The sequence below is a fragment of the Streptomyces sp. NPDC005141 genome, assembly GCF_053599975.1.
In genome coordinates, this window is the sequence record NZ_JBSFYW010000028.1 from 1 (window position 1) to 17,562 (window position 17,562).

The 17,562-nt window shown below is 71.4% G+C and carries 19 protein-coding genes; 13 read left to right on the forward strand and 6 right to left on the reverse strand.

Features of this window, described 5'->3' with window-relative positions; genetic code table 11:
* Positions 1 to 131 precede the first annotated feature (131 nt).
* Positions 132 to 911, forward strand: coding sequence for a potassium channel family protein (locus ACWD68_RS22225; RefSeq protein ID WP_451808166.1), 780 nt, complete (start codon positions 132 to 134; stop codon positions 909 to 911).
* 95 nt (positions 912 to 1,006) lie between these two features.
* On the opposite strand, the gene ACWD68_RS22230 is transcribed toward ACWD68_RS22225, so the two are convergent.
* On the reverse strand, positions 1,007 to 1,309 hold the full coding sequence (locus tag ACWD68_RS22230) for a small hydrophobic protein (RefSeq protein WP_451808167.1): 303 nt from the start codon (positions 1,307 to 1,309) through the stop codon (positions 1,007 to 1,009).
* A gap of 247 nt (positions 1,310 to 1,556) precedes the next feature.
* Complete coding sequence (locus ACWD68_RS22235) at positions 1,557 to 3,179, reverse strand: MFS transporter (protein WP_451808168.1); 1,623 nt, start codon at positions 3,177 to 3,179, stop codon at positions 1,557 to 1,559.
* Positions 3,180 to 3,300: 121 nt separating this feature from the next.
* Here ACWD68_RS22235 and ACWD68_RS22240 point away from each other — a divergent pair, with 121 nt between their 5' ends.
* The 3 genes from ACWD68_RS22240 (at position 3,301) to ACWD68_RS22250 (ending at position 6,428) form a co-directional block, all read left to right on the forward strand.
* On the forward strand, positions 3,301 to 3,972 hold the full coding sequence (locus ACWD68_RS22240) for a TetR family transcriptional regulator (protein WP_451808169.1): 672 nt from the start codon (positions 3,301 to 3,303) through the stop codon (positions 3,970 to 3,972).
* Positions 3,973 to 4,289: 317 nt separating this feature from the next.
* Positions 4,290 to 5,498: an alpha/beta hydrolase gene (locus tag ACWD68_RS22245; protein WP_451808170.1), complete on the forward strand. Its 1,209-nt coding sequence runs from the start codon at positions 4,290 to 4,292 to the stop codon at positions 5,496 to 5,498.
* Between the two features lie 75 nt (positions 5,499 to 5,573).
* Positions 5,574 to 6,428, forward strand: coding sequence for a DUF4429 domain-containing protein (locus tag ACWD68_RS22250; RefSeq protein WP_451808171.1), 855 nt, complete (start codon positions 5,574 to 5,576; stop codon positions 6,426 to 6,428).
* Between the two features lie 75 nt (positions 6,429 to 6,503).
* Here ACWD68_RS22250 and ACWD68_RS22255 read toward each other — a convergent pair whose 3' ends face one another.
* Positions 6,504 to 6,977 (reverse strand): MerR family transcriptional regulator, encoded by a 474-nt coding sequence (locus ACWD68_RS22255; protein WP_451808172.1) that lies wholly within the window; start codon positions 6,975 to 6,977, stop codon positions 6,504 to 6,506.
* A 96-nt stretch (positions 6,978 to 7,073) separates the two neighbouring features.
* Here ACWD68_RS22255 and ACWD68_RS22260 point away from each other — a divergent pair, with 96 nt between their 5' ends.
* Together ACWD68_RS22260 and ACWD68_RS22265 are read left to right on the forward strand one after the other, a co-directional pair.
* The gene (locus ACWD68_RS22260) at positions 7,074 to 7,553 is read left to right on the forward strand and encodes a GNAT family N-acetyltransferase (RefSeq protein ID WP_451808173.1); all 480 of its coding nucleotides are present in this window, start codon (positions 7,074 to 7,076) and stop codon (positions 7,551 to 7,553) included.
* Positions 7,554 to 7,563: 10 nt separating this feature from the next.
* Positions 7,564 to 8,385, forward strand: a complete 822-nt coding sequence (locus tag ACWD68_RS22265) for a serine hydrolase domain-containing protein (protein ID WP_451808174.1) — start codon at positions 7,564 to 7,566, stop codon at positions 8,383 to 8,385.
* Positions 8,386 to 8,412: 27 nt separating this feature from the next.
* Here the strand turns inward: ACWD68_RS22265 and ACWD68_RS22270 are convergent, their stop codons facing one another.
* Complete coding sequence (locus ACWD68_RS22270; RefSeq protein WP_451808175.1) at positions 8,413 to 9,234, reverse strand: NAD(P)H-binding protein; 822 nt, start codon at positions 9,232 to 9,234, stop codon at positions 8,413 to 8,415.
* Positions 9,235 to 9,343: 109 nt separating this feature from the next.
* On the opposite strand from ACWD68_RS22270, the gene ACWD68_RS22275 reads away from it, so the two are divergent.
* Positions 9,344 to 9,937, forward strand: a complete 594-nt coding sequence (locus ACWD68_RS22275) for a TetR/AcrR family transcriptional regulator (protein WP_451808176.1) — start codon at positions 9,344 to 9,346, stop codon at positions 9,935 to 9,937.
* 24 nt (positions 9,938 to 9,961) lie between these two features.
* Here ACWD68_RS22275 and ACWD68_RS22280 read toward each other — a convergent pair whose 3' ends face one another.
* Positions 9,962 to 10,618 (reverse strand): pirin family protein, encoded by a 657-nt coding sequence (locus tag ACWD68_RS22280; RefSeq protein WP_451808241.1) that lies wholly within the window; start codon positions 10,616 to 10,618, stop codon positions 9,962 to 9,964.
* 95 nt (positions 10,619 to 10,713) lie between these two features.
* Between ACWD68_RS22280 and ACWD68_RS22285 the strand changes: the two genes are divergently transcribed.
* The 5 genes from ACWD68_RS22285 (at position 10,714) to fabF (ending at position 15,694) form a co-directional block, all read left to right on the forward strand.
* The gene (locus tag ACWD68_RS22285; protein WP_451808177.1) at positions 10,714 to 11,919 is read left to right on the forward strand and encodes a PucR family transcriptional regulator; all 1,206 of its coding nucleotides are present in this window, start codon (positions 10,714 to 10,716) and stop codon (positions 11,917 to 11,919) included.
* 89 nt (positions 11,920 to 12,008) lie between these two features.
* Positions 12,009 to 12,926: an ACP S-malonyltransferase gene (locus tag ACWD68_RS22290; RefSeq protein WP_451808178.1), complete on the forward strand. Its 918-nt coding sequence runs from the start codon at positions 12,009 to 12,011 to the stop codon at positions 12,924 to 12,926.
* Positions 12,927 to 12,939: 13 nt separating this feature from the next.
* Positions 12,940 to 13,971, forward strand: coding sequence for a beta-ketoacyl-ACP synthase 3 (locus ACWD68_RS22295; protein WP_451808179.1), 1,032 nt, complete (start codon positions 12,940 to 12,942; stop codon positions 13,969 to 13,971).
* A 75-nt stretch (positions 13,972 to 14,046) separates the two neighbouring features.
* Positions 14,047 to 14,295, forward strand: coding sequence for an acyl carrier protein (locus tag ACWD68_RS22300; RefSeq protein WP_028800941.1), 249 nt, complete (start codon positions 14,047 to 14,049; stop codon positions 14,293 to 14,295).
* A gap of 127 nt (positions 14,296 to 14,422) precedes the next feature.
* Complete coding sequence (gene fabF, locus ACWD68_RS22305; protein WP_451808180.1) at positions 14,423 to 15,694, forward strand: beta-ketoacyl-ACP synthase II; 1,272 nt, start codon at positions 14,423 to 14,425, stop codon at positions 15,692 to 15,694.
* Positions 15,695 to 15,849: 155 nt separating this feature from the next.
* Here fabF and ACWD68_RS22310 read toward each other — a convergent pair whose 3' ends face one another.
* Positions 15,850 to 16,344: a DUF3145 domain-containing protein gene (locus tag ACWD68_RS22310; RefSeq protein WP_261702513.1), complete on the reverse strand. Its 495-nt coding sequence runs from the start codon at positions 16,342 to 16,344 to the stop codon at positions 15,850 to 15,852.
* Positions 16,345 to 16,652: 308 nt separating this feature from the next.
* Between ACWD68_RS22310 and ACWD68_RS22315 the strand changes: the two genes are divergently transcribed.
* Positions 16,653 to 17,552 (forward strand): SGNH/GDSL hydrolase family protein, encoded by a 900-nt coding sequence (locus ACWD68_RS22315; protein ID WP_451808181.1) that lies wholly within the window; start codon positions 16,653 to 16,655, stop codon positions 17,550 to 17,552.
* Positions 17,553 to 17,562: the final 10 nt, after the last annotated feature.

The following is a 17,562-nucleotide window of genomic DNA, read 5'->3' on the forward strand; positions in this document are numbered from 1 at the left end:
CGTGTCGAGCCCGGGGGGCGTGGGGGGGGGGGGGGGCGGGGCGGCGGTGGCGGGGGGGGGGGGGGGGGGGGGGGGCCCCCGCCCCGCCCCCCCCCCCCCCCGCTCCTCTCTTTTCTTTCTACGATGCGGGCATGAAGGAAGAATCGGCGCAGGACCGCTGGGAACGGTGCACCCAGCGGCCCCTGCTCGTTCTCGCGGTGGCGTTCGCCCTCGCGTACGCCGTACCGATCGTGGACAGCGGCGCCGGCCGTTCGGTGACGGACGTCTGCACGGTCGCGGAGTGGGTGGTGTGGGGGGCCTTCGCCGCCGACTACCTCGTCCGGCTCGCCCTCGCCCGGCGGCGGCGGGACTTCTTCCGCACGCACTGGCTGGACCTGTGCGCCGTCATCCTGCCGATCCTTCAGCCGCTGCGGCTGCTGCGTCTGGTCTCCACGCTGATGCTGGTGGGGCGGCGCGCGCGGATGGCCTCGCAGATCCGGCTGACGACGTACGTCGGGGGCGCGGTCATCGGCCTGCTGATGTTCGGCTCGCTCGCCGTGCTGTCGGTGGAACGGGACTCACCGAACGGGAACATCAAGACGCTGGGTGACGCGGTGTGGTGGTCGTTCACGACGATGACCACCGTGGGGTACGGCGATCACGCCCCGACCACGGGGATGGGCCGCGTCCTGGCGGTCGGCCTGATGCTCTCCGGGATCGCCCTGCTCGGTGTGGTCACCGCGAACATCGCCGCCTGGTTCATCTCGCGGTTCGAGAAGGACGACGTGGAGGAGCGGCGGCAGACCGCGGCGATCGAGGCGCTCGCCGCGGAGGTGCGGGCGCTGCGGGCGGAGGTCGCAGCCCTGACGGGCGGCCCGGGAATACTGCCGCATCCGCTGTCGGCGGGGACGGAGGAACACTCCCCCACCTAGGCCCGTGGGCCCGGGCACTCAGGCCTGTGGGCCCGCGCGCCGCTCGGGGCGGCACGCGGGCCCACAGGTCGTGACAGCCGCTCGCTCGGCCGGCGTCAGAGCAGGCCGTTGCCCGCGCCGCCTGCCAGCCAGATGACCGCCAGAAGCGTGTCGATCGCTCCCAGCACCAGGGCTATCAAGGCCGGCACCGGCCCGGAGCCGGTCCAGCGTCGGCCCATCGCGAGCCAGCCGCAGACCATCGCGGCCGGCCCGAGGACGATGCCCAGCGTGAAGAAGCCGGCCACCGCGCACACGACGCCGACGATCCCCAGGGTCGCGCTGTCCGGCCCGGTCCGTGATCCTGTACGGCCACGTGAACGAGGGTGCCTGCGCGTACCGCTTCCGAAGCCCGCCATCATCAACTCCTGAACTCCCGTGACCTCGCGGTCGGTTCGGGTCGATGAGTCGGGTACCCCCGTTCCACGCCGCCAGACCTGCGGGCGCGCGGGTCCCCCTCCGGCAGCGTGCCGCGGAAGCGGTCACCCTCCAGACCCTGCGGAGGACGTGACCCACTGCGACCTGCGGCGCGTCCGAACGGGGGAATCTCCGGCCCGGTCACCCCGATGGGCGAAAACCTCCCAGGGAAAGCCCGGGCCGGCGCGTCCGTCAGATGTGTCCGGCGCCCGCTCCCGCGGCCTCCGCGTTCTCGCCCCGCTTGGTGAGCAGCGCGACGAAGACGGCCACGACGGCGACTCCCGCGGCCACGAGGCAGGCGAGGCTCATGCCGGAGATGAAGGTGTCGTGGGCGACGTCGGTGATCTGCGCGGCGATCGCGGCCGGGGTGTCCTTGGTGACCGGCGCGGCGCCGCCCCGGACCGCCTCGGAGGCCTGGTCCAGCTGGGCCGGGGTGAGCGGCGGCAGCTTGGCGTCGGCCCAGTTGCCCGCGAGGTCGCTGTCGACCTTGGAGGCCATGACGGCACCCAGCACGGCCGTGCCGAGGCTGCCGCCGATCTGCATGGCGGCCTGCTGGAGACCGCCAGCGACACCGGAGAGCTCCATCGGCGCGTTGCCCACGATGACCTCGGTGGCGCCGACCATGACCGGCGCGAGTCCGAGGCCGAGGCCCGCGAACCAGATCGACATGACGAGGCTGCTCGTGTCGGTGGCCAGGGTGGACATGCCGTACATGGAGACCGCGGTGAGCGCCATGCCGCCCGCCAGCGGGATGCGCGGGCCCACCTTGGTGATCAGGACGCCGGCCAGCGGCGAGCCCACGATCATCATTCCGGTGAGCGGCAGCAGGTGCAGACCGGCGTCGACCGGGCTCATCCCGTGCACGTTCTGCAGGTAGAAGGTGACGAAGAACAGTCCGCCGAGGAAGGCGATGGCCATCAGGACCATCAGGACCACACCGGCCGACAGCGGCACGGAGCGGAACAGCGCGAGCGGGATCAGCGGCTCCGCGACCCGCTTCTCCCAGAGGGCGAAGAGCACGAAGCCGAGGATCGAGGCGCCCAGGAAGGACCAGGTCAGAACATCGCCCCAGCCCCAGGCCGGGGCCTTGATGAGCGCCCAGACCAGGCAGAACATGGCGCCGGAGAGCAGCGCGATGCCGAGGAGGTCGAAGGAGCGCGGGGCGTTCGCCGAACGGTGGTCGGTGAGGATCAGCACCCCGAGGACCAGCGCGATGACGCCGACGGGCACGTTGATGAAGAACACCGACTGCCAGCTGACGTGCTGGACGAGCAGACCGCCGAGGATCGGGCCGCCCGCGGTGGAGGCGCCGATGACCATGCCCCAGATGCCGATCGCCATGTTCAGCTTCTCGGCCGGGAAGGTGGCGCGGAGCAGGCCGAGCGCGGCCGGCATCAGCAGCGCGCCGAACAGACCCTGGAACACGCGGAAGGTGACCACCAGGGCGATGCTGTCGGAGAGCCCGATGGCGCCCGAGGCGGCGGCGAAGCCGACGACGCCGATGAGGAAGGTCTGCCGGTGGCCGAACCGGTCGCCGAGCTTGCCCGCGGTGATCAGGGTGACCGCGAGGGCGAGGAAGTAGCCGTTGGTGATCCACTGGGCGTCGGCGAAGCTGGCGCCGAGGTCGTCCTTGATGGCGGGGTTGGCGATGGCCACGATGGTGCCGTCGAGGGCCACCATCATGACCCCGACGGCCACGGTGATGAGGGTGAACCACGGATGGCCGCGCAGGCCCGTGGACGGGGCCTGGTCCAACGGGGAGACCGGAGTCTTGTCCCCCGGGCCCGTCTTGTCGATGGTGGTCTGACTAGTCATTTTTCGAGGCTAGTGACAGCTACTGACAATTGACAAACTGATTCACAAGTCGGTAACTGTCACGTCACTCACAGATAGGCTGAACTGGGCGAACGGTTCACCGAGGAGAGATCGCGAAACGATGACGGACACGGCCGGCACGGCGGAGGCGGCGGCGCCACGCCCCGGGCTGCGCGAGCGCAAGAAGCAGCGCACCCGGGACGCACTGCTGGGGGCCGCCCTCGAACTGTTCACCACCCAGGGGTACGAGCGGACCACCGTCGACGAGATCGCCGACGCGGTCGACGTCTCCCAGCGCACCTTCTTCCGCTACTTCGCGGGCAAGGAGGACGCCGCCCTCTTCCTGCAGCGGCTCGCCGAGTCGCACTTCATCGCCGCGGTGCGCGAACGACCGCCCCACGAAGCCCCCTTGGAGGCCCTGCGCCGGGCGGTCCTGGAGAGCTGGGACACCATCGGCGAGGCGATCGAGGCCGTCGTGCCGATCGAACTGCACATGCGCACCTACCAGTTGATCGAGTCGACACCCGCGCTGCTCGCCGTCCATCTGCGCCGCTCGGAGGAGGTCGAGGAGGAGATCTCCCGGCTGATCGCGGAGCGTGAGGGCCTCGACGTGGACACGGACCCGCGCCCGCGCATCGCGGTCGCCGTGTTCGGCGGGGTGATGCGGGTGACGGGACGCCTGTGGGGCGCCGGCGAGGACACCAGCGTGGAGGCGATCCGCGAGCTGACCGCCACCTATCTCGACCATGTGGGGCCCGCGTTGGCGGAGAAGTGGGGCACCGGGCAGCGGTGACGCACGGTGACGCTCCGTCGCCGCCACCCTTCGACACGCTCGCGCGGACACCCGCGAGCGTCCGCGCGCGGAACCCCGTACGCACTCGCGCACGTTGTACGACTGACGTACGCACAAGATCTCCGCGGAATCCCCGCAAACACACAACACCCCCACGCGGGACGCCACATATCGCACACGCGTCGCAGAGATCCACGTACAGAGCGTCACTATTTATCTCAAACTGAACCCGGTTTGCCCCAATCGCCCCATGGGAAACGTGATCCCAGTCACTCGTTTAACGGGAGGCTCCTCACTTCTCCTAGGGTGTCCTCTCAGTGACTTCCTTCGACACAACCCCCCAACTCAACGTCTGGCGCGCACTGCTCGCGCTGGCCGTGGTGTTCGTGATGCTGGCCACCAGTGGCTGGACCGCGCTCCACAGTCACCGGGCAGCTTCTCCGCTCCAGGCGTCCCGCTCCGCGTGGGAGCACGGCAGCATCGCCGGACAGCGGCTTCCGGACCCGGACTCCGCTCCGGACCGGCTGGCCCGCTTCTTCACCACGCTCGACGCCCAGCAGCTCGCCCGGCTCGCCCACCGCTACCCGCTCGCGGTCGGCAACATGAACGGGGCGCCGGTGACCCTGCGTTACGAGGCGAACCGCCTCGCGCTGAAGCACGAGCGCAAGGTCGAGCACAAGCGCATGCACGACAACCGGCTGTCGTCGCTCGGCCAGCAGGACGCGGGCCGCCGGATGCACCGCTACGAGGCACTGCTGCACAAGGGCCGCAAGATCCTCGCCTTCGACCCCAACGGCTCGGGACGGGTCGCCGAGGTCTTCGGCAACCTCGACAAAGCGGACCGCGTCTCGGTCGTGGTGCCCGGCGTGGACACCGATCTGCTCACCTTCCAGCGCACGTACAAGAAGTACTCGGCGCCCGTCGGCATGGCGAGATCGCTGTACCGGGCGGAGCGCGCGGCCGACCCGCGCGCACGTACGGCCGTGATCGCGTGGGCCGACTACACGGCGCCCAACGGACTGGGCATCGACGCGGCCACCGCCATGCGCGCCGAGGAAGGCGCGGTGCGGCTGAACGCGCTGGTACGGGCGCTGCCGGGGAACACCGAGGTCGCGCTGTACTGCCACAGCTACGGCTCGGTCCTGTGCGGAGTGGCCGCCGACTCACTGCCCTCCCGGGTGTCCGACATAGCGGTGGCGGGCAGCCCCGGCATGCGGGCGGCGAAGGCGGCGAACCTGGGCACCACCGCCCGGGTCTGGGCCATGCGCGACGCGGACGACTGGATCCAGGACGTGCCGCACCTGGAGGTCGGCGGCCTCGGGCACGGCGCGGACCCGGTGTCGAAGGGGTTCGGGGCGCGCATCCTGTCCGCCCACGGGGCGAAGGGGCACGCCGGCTACTTCGAGCCCGGCACGGAGAGTCTCCGCAACTTCGCGGAGATCGGCATTGGCGCGTACCGCGCGGTCCGATGCGCGCACGATGATGACGCGTGCCGGACGGGTTTGTCCGCCGGCGCGTCGGTCTGACGCGCGTAGAGGACGAAAAACTGCGGTCCGCCCGGAGAGGCGACGGAGGCTTGCGTGCCGCATACGATGGCCCGCATGGGTGACGTACTGGCCGGATTTCATGCCGCCTGGGAGTTCGAGTCCGACTCCGTGCTCATCCGCTTCGAACGGGGGATCCGTACGCCGAAGCTGTTCCAGGCGCTCGGCGAACGCCGCATCCCCCTGGAGGCGATCGCGGCGGTGACGCTGACGCCCGGGAAGCGAGGCACGGTCGTTCTGCGTGCGGTGCCGAGGCCCGGCGCCGATCCGCTGATGGAGGCGGCCGCGGGACAGCTCAAGGAAGGGTGCGACCCCTACCGTCTGGTGCTGCCCGCCGAGCGCGAGACGCTCGCCGAGTACTACGCGGACGAGCTGCGCGGACAGCTCACCGCCGACGACGAGCCCGCCGAGCGCTATCTCGTGAGACCGCCCGAGGCGCCCCTGCACTTCAAGGCGTACGACGGGAAGGCCTCCTTCGACGGCAAGGCGGTGTCCTTCAGGTGGTTCTGGACGGGCGCGTCCTCCGCGAAGTGGAAGGCGGGCGACCAGACCTTCCCGGTCTCCGCGCTGTGCGGGGTCGAGTGGCGCTCACCGGAGGTGTTCGAGGGCCATCTGCGACTGCTGCGGAGGGACCCCGCCCCGGCGCAGCCCGCCCAGGCGGACCAGGATCCGGCGGCGGTCGTCTTCGGGCTCGGGTACGGGCCCGTCCACGAGTCGCTGCCGTTCGCGGCGGCCGTGCTCGCCGCCACGCGCTCCGCGAGTCCCGCGCCGTCGGCCGCGTCCTCGGCGCCGCGCCGGGATCCGGCCGACATCGCCGACCGGATCCGGCATCTCGGGGAGCTGCACGAGGCGGGGCTCGTCACGGACGAGGAGTTCTCCGTCAAGAAGGCGGAGCTGCTGGCGCAGCTGTAGCCGCAGGTGCAGGTGCGGCCGCGAGGCGGCGCGGCCCTGGTACCGCTCCCTGGCCGGCGGTCCCGCCGCCCCTCGTCAGGACCTCTCCGACGCGAGGGCGCGTCCCGCGTCCCCGTAGAAGCTGATCTTCCGGTCGAGCACGGCGAGGGTGTCCTGGAGCTCCGCGATCCGGGCCTTGACGTCCAGACGGGTCGCCTCCAGGAGTTCGTAGCGCTCCATGTAGGTGTGGTCGCCCGCGCGCACCATCTCCGCGTAGCGCACCATGTCGGCGACGGGCATCCCGGTGAGCCTGAGCTTGCCGACGAGGCCGAGCCAGTCCAGGTCGCGGTTGCTGTAGCGGCGCTGGCCGGTGTGCGAGCGGTCGATGTGCGGCATCAGCCCGATGCGCTCGTACCAGCGCAGGGTGTGTGCGCTGAGGCCGGTGAAGGCGACGACCTCGCTGATCGTGTAGTTGTCCTGGCCGTCCGGGCGCCGCTCCCTCTCGGGAGGGCCGGCGCAGGTGTCGGCCCCGGTCGCGGTGGCCTCGGTTGTGGTCTCCATCACCGTCATGGCTCCCACGCTAAAACCTTCGAGTGCACTCCAAGCAAGCGGAATCCGTCGAAAAGACGAGGACGTGGCCGGGATGCGGTGACTACCGTGCGGATCATGAGTCTCGTACGCCGTGCCACGCCCGAGGACGCCGGGGAAGTACTGCGCCTGCGCCAGGTGATGATCGATTCGGTCTTCGGCCCCGGCACCTCCACCGAGTGGCACGCCGAGTCGCTGCCCACCGTACGCGGGAAGCTCGCCGATCCCGAGGGGTCCTTCGCGGCCTTCGTCGTCGACCACCCGGACCGCCCGGAGGCTCTCGCGGCCCTTGTCGCCGGGACGATCGAGTACCGGATCGGGCGGGCGGACGATCCGCACGGCGCGGTCGGGCACGTCTTCAGCGTCGCCACCGATCCGGACGCCCGGCGCCGCGGATATGCCCGCGCCTGTATGGAGACCCTGCTCGACTGGTTCCGTGAGCGCGGTGTCGCACAGGTCGACCTCAACGCGTCCGCCGAGGCCGAGCCGCTCTACGCGGCACTGGGGTTCGTCCGCAAGCCGGACCCCTCGATGCGGCTGAGCCTCCGAGGCGCTTAGGCTCGTGAGCATGTCCTTGCAGAGCCTGGCGCTGATCTCGAACTGGCCCGTTCCCACCGCCGCCGCCGCGGTCGTCCGCGCGGACGGCTCGGTGGCCGGCTCGTACGGGCCGGGGCAGCACCGTTTCACGCTCGCCTCCGTCACCAAGCCGCTCACCGCCTACGCCGCGCTCGTCGCGTACGAGGAGGGGGCGATCGAGCTCGACGAACCGGCCGGGCCCACCGGTTCGACGGTCCGTCATCTGCTCGCGCACACCTCCGGTCTGGCCTTCGACGAGCACCGGGCGACCTTCACGCCCGGGGAACGGCGGCTGTACTCCAACGCCGGCTTCGAGGTGCTCGGGGACCACATCGCCAAGGCGGCGGACATGCCCTTCGCGGAGTATCTGCGCCAAGCGGTCCTCGAACCGCTCGGCATGACCTCGACGACGCTGGACGGCTCGCCCGCGAGGGACGGTGTCTCGACGGTCGACGACCTCGTCCGGTTCGCCGCCGAGCTCCAGGCCCCGCGGCTGCTCGACCCGCGTACGGTCGCGGAGGCGATGACCGTCCAGTACCCCGGGACCAAGGGTGTCCTGCCGGGGTACGGCCACCAGAACCCCAACGACTGGGGGCTCGGCTTCGAGATCCGCGACTCCAAGTCGCCCCACTGGACCGGCGGTTCGTCCTCGCCGCGGACCTTCGGCCACTTCGGGCAGTCCGGTACGTTCCTGTGGGTCGACCCGGTCGTGGGCGCCGCCTGCGTCGCGCTGACCGACCGGGCCTTCGGACCCTGGGCGGTCGAGGCGTGGACCCCGTTCACCGACGCGGTCCTGGCCGACCTCACCTCCTGACAACGGCCGGCCGCGCTTCCCGCGCGTTCAGCGGAACGCCGCCGCGTTGCGCCGCGCCCAGGCCCCGAAGGTGCCCGGCGCGCGGCCGAGGACGCGTTCCACGTCGGGGCTGACCCGCCGCTCCTCCTCGGTCGGTTCGCCCAGGACCGCGAGGGTGCCCTCGACCACGGGCGGCGGCATGAAGCGCGCCATCAGGGTGCGCGCCTCCTCACGGGTCTGCTCGCCGAAGCGCACCGGCTCGCCCAGGGCGGCACCGATCGCCGCGGCCCGTTCGCGCGGGGTGATCGGCGCGGGACCGGTCAGGGTGTAGGTGGCCCCGGCGTGCGTGTCCTGGCGCAGGGCGGCCGCCGCGACGGCCGCGACGTCCTCGGGGTCGACGAAGGGCAGGCCGACGTCACCGAACGGCGCGGCGGCCTCGCGCCGGACGCGGATCGACTCGGCCCAGGCGAAGGCGTTGGCGTCCATTCCGCCCGACCTCAGGATCGTCCAGTCCAGTCCGGACTCCCGCACGGCCGCCTCGAAGCGGACCGGGTGCCCGTAGGCCTGGGGGCGGGTCCCCGCGCCCTGCGAGGACAGCAGCACCACCCGGCGGATCCCGGCGGTCTTCGCCGCGTCCAGGACTCCCCGCGGGTCCTCGCCCGCGACCAGCAGGAACAGTGCCTCGGCGCCCTCGAACGCGGGCCCCAGTCCGGCCGGTTCGGCCAGGTCGGCGGCGACCGCCCGGACGCCTTCGGGCACATCGGCCCCGGTGAGCTTCCGGGCCACCGCCGTCACCGGCAGTCCGGCTCCGGTGAGCGTCCGCACCAGCGCGCGTCCGACGTTCCCGGTCGCACCCGTCACCACATACATGGGATCTCCTCGACTGAATTCCCGACCGACTGAGTTAGTCAGTCAACTGACTTACTTCGATGAGCCGGACGCTAGCAACAAGGGAAGCGGGTTGTCTATAGTCAGTCGGGTGACTGACTCAGAGAAGTCCCGGGGACCGCGGGCCAGAGCGGCCGGCAAGCGGCGGCAGCTGACGGCCGCCGCGGCCCGGGTGCTGCACGAGCAGGGCGTGGAACGCACGACGATCGCCGACATCGCCCACGCCGCCGAGGTCCCGGCGGGCAACGTGTACTACTACTTCAAGACCAAGGACGAGCTGGTCGAGGCCGCCCTCGCCGAACACTCCGGCCGGCTCCGGGAACTCACCGACGCACTCGACCGGCTCCCCGACCCGCGGACCCGCCTCAAGGGGCTCATCGAGGCATGGGTCTCCGGGCGGGACACCGCGGCGCGCTACGGCTGCCCCACCGGCACCCTCGCGGCGGAGCTCGGCAAGCGGGAGGAGGGCGGCCTCGACCTCACGGCGGGACGGGTCGTCCGCCAGCTGCTCGACTGGGTCGAACAGCAGTACAGGGAGGCCGGTGCCGCCGATCCCGGGGGGCGCGCGCTGGCGCTCGTCGGCGCCTACCAGGGCATGTCCCTGCTCTCCCACGCCCTGCGCGACCCGGAGATCATGACCCGCGAGGGAGAGCGGCTGATCCGCGAACTCGACGCACCGGCGTAGGGGGACCGAACGGCACCCCCGGCGTCAGCCGACCGCCATCTCCCAGACGAGCAGCTCGGCGGGAGCGCCCGCGACCGCCTCCAGGTCCTTGGCGTCCGTGATGCGGGCCGCGTCGCCCTCCCCCAGCTCCTCGCCGTCCAGGCGGACCTCGCCGCGCACGACATGGACGTAGACGAAGGGCGCGTCGGGGACGGCCGTGCGCTCGCCCGCCGTCAGCCGGCGCACATGGAGCATGGCGCCCGCCTCGGGGACGGCGTACGGGGTGGAGTCGGCGATGCCGTGCACGGTCTCGTACGCGGGGTCGCCGCCCGGTTCCAGCGGGGCCAGCCACATCTGGACGAAGACCAGCGGCAGCTCGCCGTCGTTGCGCTCGGCGTGACGGACGCCGCCCGCGGAGCTCAGCCGCTGGACGTCGCCGTGGCGCAGCACCGACTCGTGTCCGGCCGAGTCGCGATGGGTCAGCTCCCCTTCCACCACCCAGGTGACGATCTCGGTGTGGCTGTGCGGGTGCTCGTCGAAGCCGGCGCCGGGGGCGAGCCGCTCCTCGTTGCAGGCGATCACCGCGCCGAAGCGGAGATTGTCGGGGGCGTAGTGCGGGCCGAAGGAAAAGGCGTGGAGCGAGGAGATCCCGGCCGCCGGGTCCCCTCCGCGGTAGCGCTCGTCGGCGCGGCGGACGTCCATCACATCCACCACCGTAGCCCCGGCCCGGCGACCTTCCCGCCCATACTTGCGACCCGCCGCCGCACGGCTCCGTCCTGATAAGGCAGTCTTGTCCCGTGCCCGAACCCGAATCCAGCAACACCGAGCGCCCAGCGCACGACGTCCACACGCACTCCGCGACCCTCAAGCGGCTGGAGAAGTCGGCCGGCACTCTCGCCGCCCAGGCCATCACGCGGATGGACGAGACGCTGCCGTGGTACCGGGCCATGCCTCCGGAGAACCGGTCGTGGATCGGCCTGGTCGCCCAGGCCGGCATCGCCGCCTTCACCGAGTGGTTCCGGCACCCGGACGCGCCGCAGGCCATCTCCACCGATGTCTTCGGCACCGCGCCACGCGAGCTGACCAGGGCCATCACGCTGCGCCAGACGGTGGAGATGGTGCGGACCACAATCGAGGTCATGGAATCGGCCATCGACGAGGTGGCGGCTCCCGGCGACGAGTCGGTGCTGCGCGAGGCGCTCCTGGTCTACGCCCGCGAGATCGCCTTCGCCACCGCCCAGGTGTACGCGCAGGCGGCGGAGGCACGCGGTGCCTGGGACGCCCGGCTCGAATCGCTCGTCGTGAACGCGGTGCTCTCCGGCGAGGCCGACGAGGGCGCCGTCTCCCGGGCCGCCGCGCTCGGCTGGAACTCGCCCGAACATGTCTGCGTGGTGCTGGGCACGGCACCCGACGGTGACAGCGAACTGACGGTCGAGGCGATCCGGCGGGCCGCCCGGCACGCCAAGCTGCAAGTGCTGACGGGGGTGCTCGGGGACCGGCTGGTCGTCATCGCCGGCGGCAGCGACAACCCCCTCGCCGTCGCCAAGTCACTGATCGGTCCGTACGCCGCCGGATCCGTCGTCGCCGGGCCGATCGTGCCCGACCTGCTCGCCGCGACCCGGTCCGCGCAGGCCGCGGCGGCCGGGCTGAAGGCATGTTTCGCCTGGCAGGACGCCCCGCGCCCGGTCCTGGCGGACGATCTGCTGCCGGAGCGCTCTATCGCCGGAGACCCGTCCGCCCGCGAGCAGCTGGTGGAGGAGATCTACAGACCGCTGGAGGAAGCCGGCTCCGCGCTCCTGGAGACGCTCAGCGTCTATCTGGAGCAGGCGAGCAGCCTCGAAGGCGCCGCCCGGATGCTCTTCGTCCATCCCAACACCGTGCGCTACCGGCTCCGACGTGTGACTGACGTCACCGGCTGGTCGCCCTCGGATGTACGATCCGCGTTCACGCTGCGGATCGCGCTCATCCTGGGGCGTCTGGCCGATGGAGATCCCCAGACCTAGGCTTTTGTCGGGGACCTACAATTCCCCCTCGTGTTCTTCGTCCCTGTCCCCACGGGCGGCCGTGGCCGTCCACAAGAGAGAGTGTGAGAGTGCTCGTACTCGTCGCTCCCGGCCAGGGCGCTCAGACGCCCGGCTTCCTGACTCCTTGGCTCGACCTCCCCGGCGCCGCCGAACGCCTCGCCGCGTGGTCGGACGCCATCGGGCTCGACCTTGCCCACTACGGCACGCAGGCCGACGCGGACGCGATCCGGGACACGGCTGTCGCCCAGCCGCTCCTGGTCGCCGCCGGCCTGCTGTCCGCCGCGGCACTCGGTGACGTGAACCCCGGTGCCGTCGCCGGCCACAGCGTCGGTGAGATCACCGCCGCCGCGTTCGCGGGCGTGCTCGACGACACCGCCGCGCTGACCCTGGTACGCAAGCGCGGCCTGGCGATGGCCGAGGCCGCCGCCGTCACGCGGACCGGAATGTCGGCACTGCTCGGCGGGGACCCCGAGACGACGGTCCCGCACCTGGAGAAGCTCGGGCTGACCCCGGCCAACGTGAACGGCGCGGGCCAGATCGTGGCCGCCGGCACACTGGAGCAGCTGGCCGCCCTGGAGGCGGACAAGCCCGAGGGCGTCCGGCGTGTCGTGGCCCTGAAGGTGGCGGGCGCCTTCCACACCAGCCACATGGCCCCCGCGGTCGAGGCGTTGGCGAAGGCCGCCGCTGACCTGAGCCCGGCGGACCCGCGGATCACGTACGTCTCGAACCGGGACGGCCAGACCGTCGGCTCCGGTGCCGAGGTCGTCTCGCGCCTGGTCGGCCAGGTCGCCAACCCGGTCCGCTGGGACCTGTGCATGGAGACCTTCAAGGAGCTCGGCGCGACCGCGCTGATCGAGGTGTGCCCCGGCGGCACGCTGACCGGTCTGGCCAAGCGCGCGCTGCCCGGCGTCACGACGCTGGCCCTGAAGACACCCGACGACCTCGACGCGGCTCGCGAGCTCATCGCCGAGCACAGCGCGGCCTAAGGAGCCCGAGAGCATGTCGAAGATCAAGGCACCCAAGGGCGCTCCGTTCGCGCGCATCCTAGGCGTCGGCGGCTACCGCCCCGTCCGGGTGGTGCCCAACGAGGTGATCCTGGAGACGATCGACTCGTCCGACGAGTGGATCCGCTCGCGCTCCGGCATCGAGACGCGGCACTGGGCCTCCGACGAGGAGACCGTCGCCGCGATGTCGATCGAGGCGTCCGGCAAGGCGATCGCCGACGCCGGGATCAACGCCGACCAGATCGGCGCCGTGGTGGTCTCCACCGTGTCGCACTTCAGCCAGACCCCGGCCATCGCCACCGAGATCGCCGACAAGCTCGGCACCAACAAGGCCGCGGCCTTCGACATCTCGGCCGGCTGCGCGGGCTTCGGCTACGGCCTGACCCTCGCCAAGGGCATGATCGTCGAGGGTTCGGCCGAGTACGTCCTCGTCATCGGCGTGGAGCGGCTGTCCGACCTCACCGACCTGGAGGACCGCGCGACGGCCTTCCTGTTCGGCGACGGCGCGGGCGCGGTCGTCGTGGGTCCCTCCGAGGAGCCGCACATCGGCCCCACCGTCTGGGGCAGCGAGGGCGACAAGGCAGGCACGATCAAGCAGACCGTGCCGTGGGACCGCTTCAGGATCGGCGACGTCTCCCAGCTTCCGCTCGACTCCAAGGGCGAGATCAAGTTCCCTGCCATCACGCAGGAGGGCCAGGCGGTGTTCCGCTGGGCCGTGTTCGAGATGGCGAAGGTCGCCCAGCAGGCGCTGGACGCGGCCGGGATCAGCCCGGACGACCTGGATGTCTTCATTCCCCACCAGGCCAACGAGCGGATCATCGACTCGATGGTGAAGACGCTGAAACTGCCGGGACACGTCACGGTCGCGCGTGACGTGCGCACCACCGGCAACACCTCGGCCGCCTCGATCCCGCTCGCAATGGAGCGGCTCCTGGCGACCGGTGCGGCGAAGAGCGGCGACACCGCGCTCGTCATCGGCTTCGGGGCGGGTCTCGTGTACGCCGCGACGGTCGTTACCCTCCCCTAGGCACTCCGTACCGGATCACCCGGTCCGTACGGAAAACCGCCACCCCTCTGGAAACACACCGAAGGAGCGCCTGACATGGCCGCCACTCAGGAAGAGATCGTCGAAGGTCTCGCCGAGATCGTCAACGAGATCGCCGGGATCCCCACCGAGGACGTCCAGCTGGACAAGTCCTTCACCGACGACCTGGACGTCGACTCGCTGTCCATGGTCGAGGTCGTCGTCGCCGCCGAAGAGCGCTTCGACGTCAAGATCCCGGACGACGACGTCAAGAACCTCAAGACCGTCGGCGACGCGACCGACTACATCCTCAAGCACCAGGCCTGATCTTCCGGTCACCTGGGCCGACCGCCCGGGTTCGCCCGGGCCCCGTGCCCTGGTTCGCCTGGGCTGATGCCCCGCCACCCGGCGGTGGCGCCGCTGAATCCTCGTATCCGTTGGAGAAAGAATTCCCGTGAGCCCGACCAATCGCACCGTGGTCGTCACCGGTATCGGCGCAACCACACCGCTGGGTGGCGACGCAGCCTCTACCTGGGAGGGCCTGATCGCCGGACGTTCCGGCGTACGCCCCCTGGAGCAGGAGTGGGCCGCCGACCAGGCGGTCCGTATCGCGGCGCAGATCGCCGTGGAGCCGGGCGAGGTCATTCCCCGCCCGCAGGCCCGCCGCCTGGACCGCTCGGCGCAGTTCGCGCTGATCGCGGCCAAGGAGGCCTGGGCGAACGCCGGTTTCACCGACAAGGCGGGCGAGGACCCGAGTGTCGACCCCGACCGGCTGGGCGCTGTCATCGCCTCCGGCATCGGTGGCGTAACGACCCTGCTCGACCAGTACGACGTGCTGAAGGAGAAGGGCGTACGCCGTGTCTCCCCGCACACCGTCCCGATGCTGATGCCGAACGGTCCGTCCGCCAACGTGGGGCTCGCCGTGGGCGCCCGCGCCGGTGTGCACACCCCGGTCTCGGCCTGCGCCTCCGGCGCCGAGGCCATCGGCTACGCCATCGAGATGATCCGCACGGGCCGCGCCGACGTCGTCGTCGCCGGTGGCACCGAGGCGGCCATCCACCCCCTTCCCATCGCCGCGTTCGGCAACATGATGGCGATGTCCAAGAACAACGACGACCCGCAGGGTGCCTCGCGCCCCTACGACGTCGCCCGTGACGGCTTCGTCCTCGGCGAGGGCGCCGGCGTCCTCGTCCTGGAGTCCGCCGAGCACGCCGCCAAGCGCGGTGCCCGGGTGTACGCCGAGGCGGTCGGCCAGGGCATCTCGGCCGACGCGCACGACATCGTGCAGCCGGAGCCCGAGGGCCGCGGGATCTCGCACGCCCTGCAGAACCTGCTCGACAACACCGACCTGGACCCTGCCGAGATCGTGCACGTGAACGCGCACGCCACCTCGACGCCGGCCGGTGACGTGGCCGAGCTGAAGGCGCTGCGCAAGGTGTTCGGCGACGATGCCGACCACTTCGCGGTCTCCGCCACCAAGTCGATGACCGGTCACCTCCTCGGTGGCGCCGGTGGCGTCGAGTCGGTCGCGGTCGTGCTCGCCCTGTACCACCGGATCGCGCCGCCGACCATCAACGTCGAGAACCTCGACCCCGAGGCCGAGGCCGCAGCCGACATCGTCCGCGGCGAGGCGCGCAAGCTGCCCGTCGAGGGCCGGATCGCCGCGCTGAACGACTCGTTCGGCTTCGGCGGGCACAACGTGGTCCTGGCGTTCCGTACCGTCTGACGCCGGCTTCTCCGCGCTGAACGGCGTGTGGCCCGCACCCCCCTTGCCGGGGGTGCGGGCCACACGCCGTTCGCCGTCGGGGTCGGGTGCCCTCCGCGGACCGCTCCCCGCGGGGTGGTCGCGGGATGCTGGTCGCGGGGTGCTGGTCGTCCGGGTCAGACCACCTGGTGCAGCCAGCGGACCGGGGCGCCCTCGCCCGCGTAGCGGAAGGGCTCCAGTTCGTCGTCCCAGGGCTTGCCGAGAAGCTTGGCGAGGTCGGCCTCCAGGTCGCTCTCGCCACGCTGGGAGCGCAGGAGCGCGGCGCGCAGGCGGTCCTCGGGGATGAGGATGTCGCCGTGGATGCCGGTGACCGCGTGGAAGATGCCGAGCTCGGGGGTGCAGCTGTAGCGCTCGCCCTCGGCGGTGGGGCAGGGCTCGGCGGTGACCTCGAAGCGCAGCAGATGCCAGCCGCGCAGCGCGGAGGCGAGCTTGGAGGCGGTGCCGACCTCGCCCTTCCAGGAGAACTCGGATCTCCAGGTGCCCGGCGCGGCGGGCTGCCGGATCCAGTCGAGGTTGACGCGCGTGCCGAGCACCCCCGCGACCGCCCACTCGACGTGTGGGCACAACGCGCGGGGCGCGGAGTGCACGTAGAGAACTCCACGTGTCGTCACTGGGGCCTCCGGACAGAGCGAGACATCTTGTAACTTAGCGGAACGGCAGTGGCAGGGCGGCCACGGGGCGAGGCTACCGTGCGGCGGCGCAAGGAGTGTGACGTACCGTCGGTCCAAGCGCCGTGAACCTCCGAGGTTTCACCCGGCGGGACGCGTCCGGACTCCCTTGCCGGGGGTCCGGGGTTGACCCCCGGGCAGAGCCGGCCGCCCATGGAAACGCGGTGCGACCGGCCGTGTACGACGTGGTGCGACCGACCGCGCGGGACGGGTGCCGACCAACCCTGTACAACGAACGAGGGGACCAGGGGATGCGGAATCGCAGCCACCGTTCACGGGCCGTCCTCGCCTTCGCGGCGGCGACGGCTCTTCTGGGCATCGCCGCCTGCGACGCCACCGGTGGCAATTCCTCCGCGCCCAGAGGCACGGGAGCGCGGCCGTCCCCGAAGCCCACGCCGGCCTGGGACCGCAGCCCGGAGTCCATGGCCGCGGTCGGCGACTCCATCACCCGCGGGTTCGACGCGTGCAGCGTGCTGTCCGACTGCCCCGAAGTGTCGTGGGCGACCGGCAGCGATCCGCAGGTCAACAGTCTCGCCGTACGCCTGCTCGGCACGACCGGGGCGGCCGAGCGCAGTTGGAACTACGCGGTGACCGGCGCGCGGATGGCCGACCTGCCCGGTCAGATGGCGCAGGCGGCGACCCGGAAGCCGGAGCTGGTCACGGTGATGGCGGGCGCCAACGACGCCTGCCGCTCCTCCGCGTCGGCGATGACCTCCGTCGCCGACTTCCGTACCGAGTTCCAGGACGCTCTGGACACCCTGCGCGGCGCGCTGCCCAAGGCCCAGGTGTATGTGTCGAGCGTGCCGGATCTGAAGCGGCTGTGGTCCGAGGGGCGCGGCAATCCGCTGGGCAAGCAGGTCTGGAAGCTGGGCATCTGCCCCTCGATGCTCGGCGACGCGGACTCGCTGGACTCGGCGGCGACGCTGCGACGCGGAAGGGTGCAGGACCGGGTGGAGGCGTACAACCAGGTGCTCCGCGAGGTGTGCGTCAAGGACCGGCGCTGCCGCTTCGACGGGGGCGCGGTGTTCGACTACCGCTTCGGCACGGACCAGTTGAGCCACTGGGACTGGTTCCACCCGAGCAGGAACGGACAGGCGCGACTCGCGGAGATCGCCTACCGGACCGTCACGGCGCGCAATCCGGTGACCTAGGGTTTCCCCC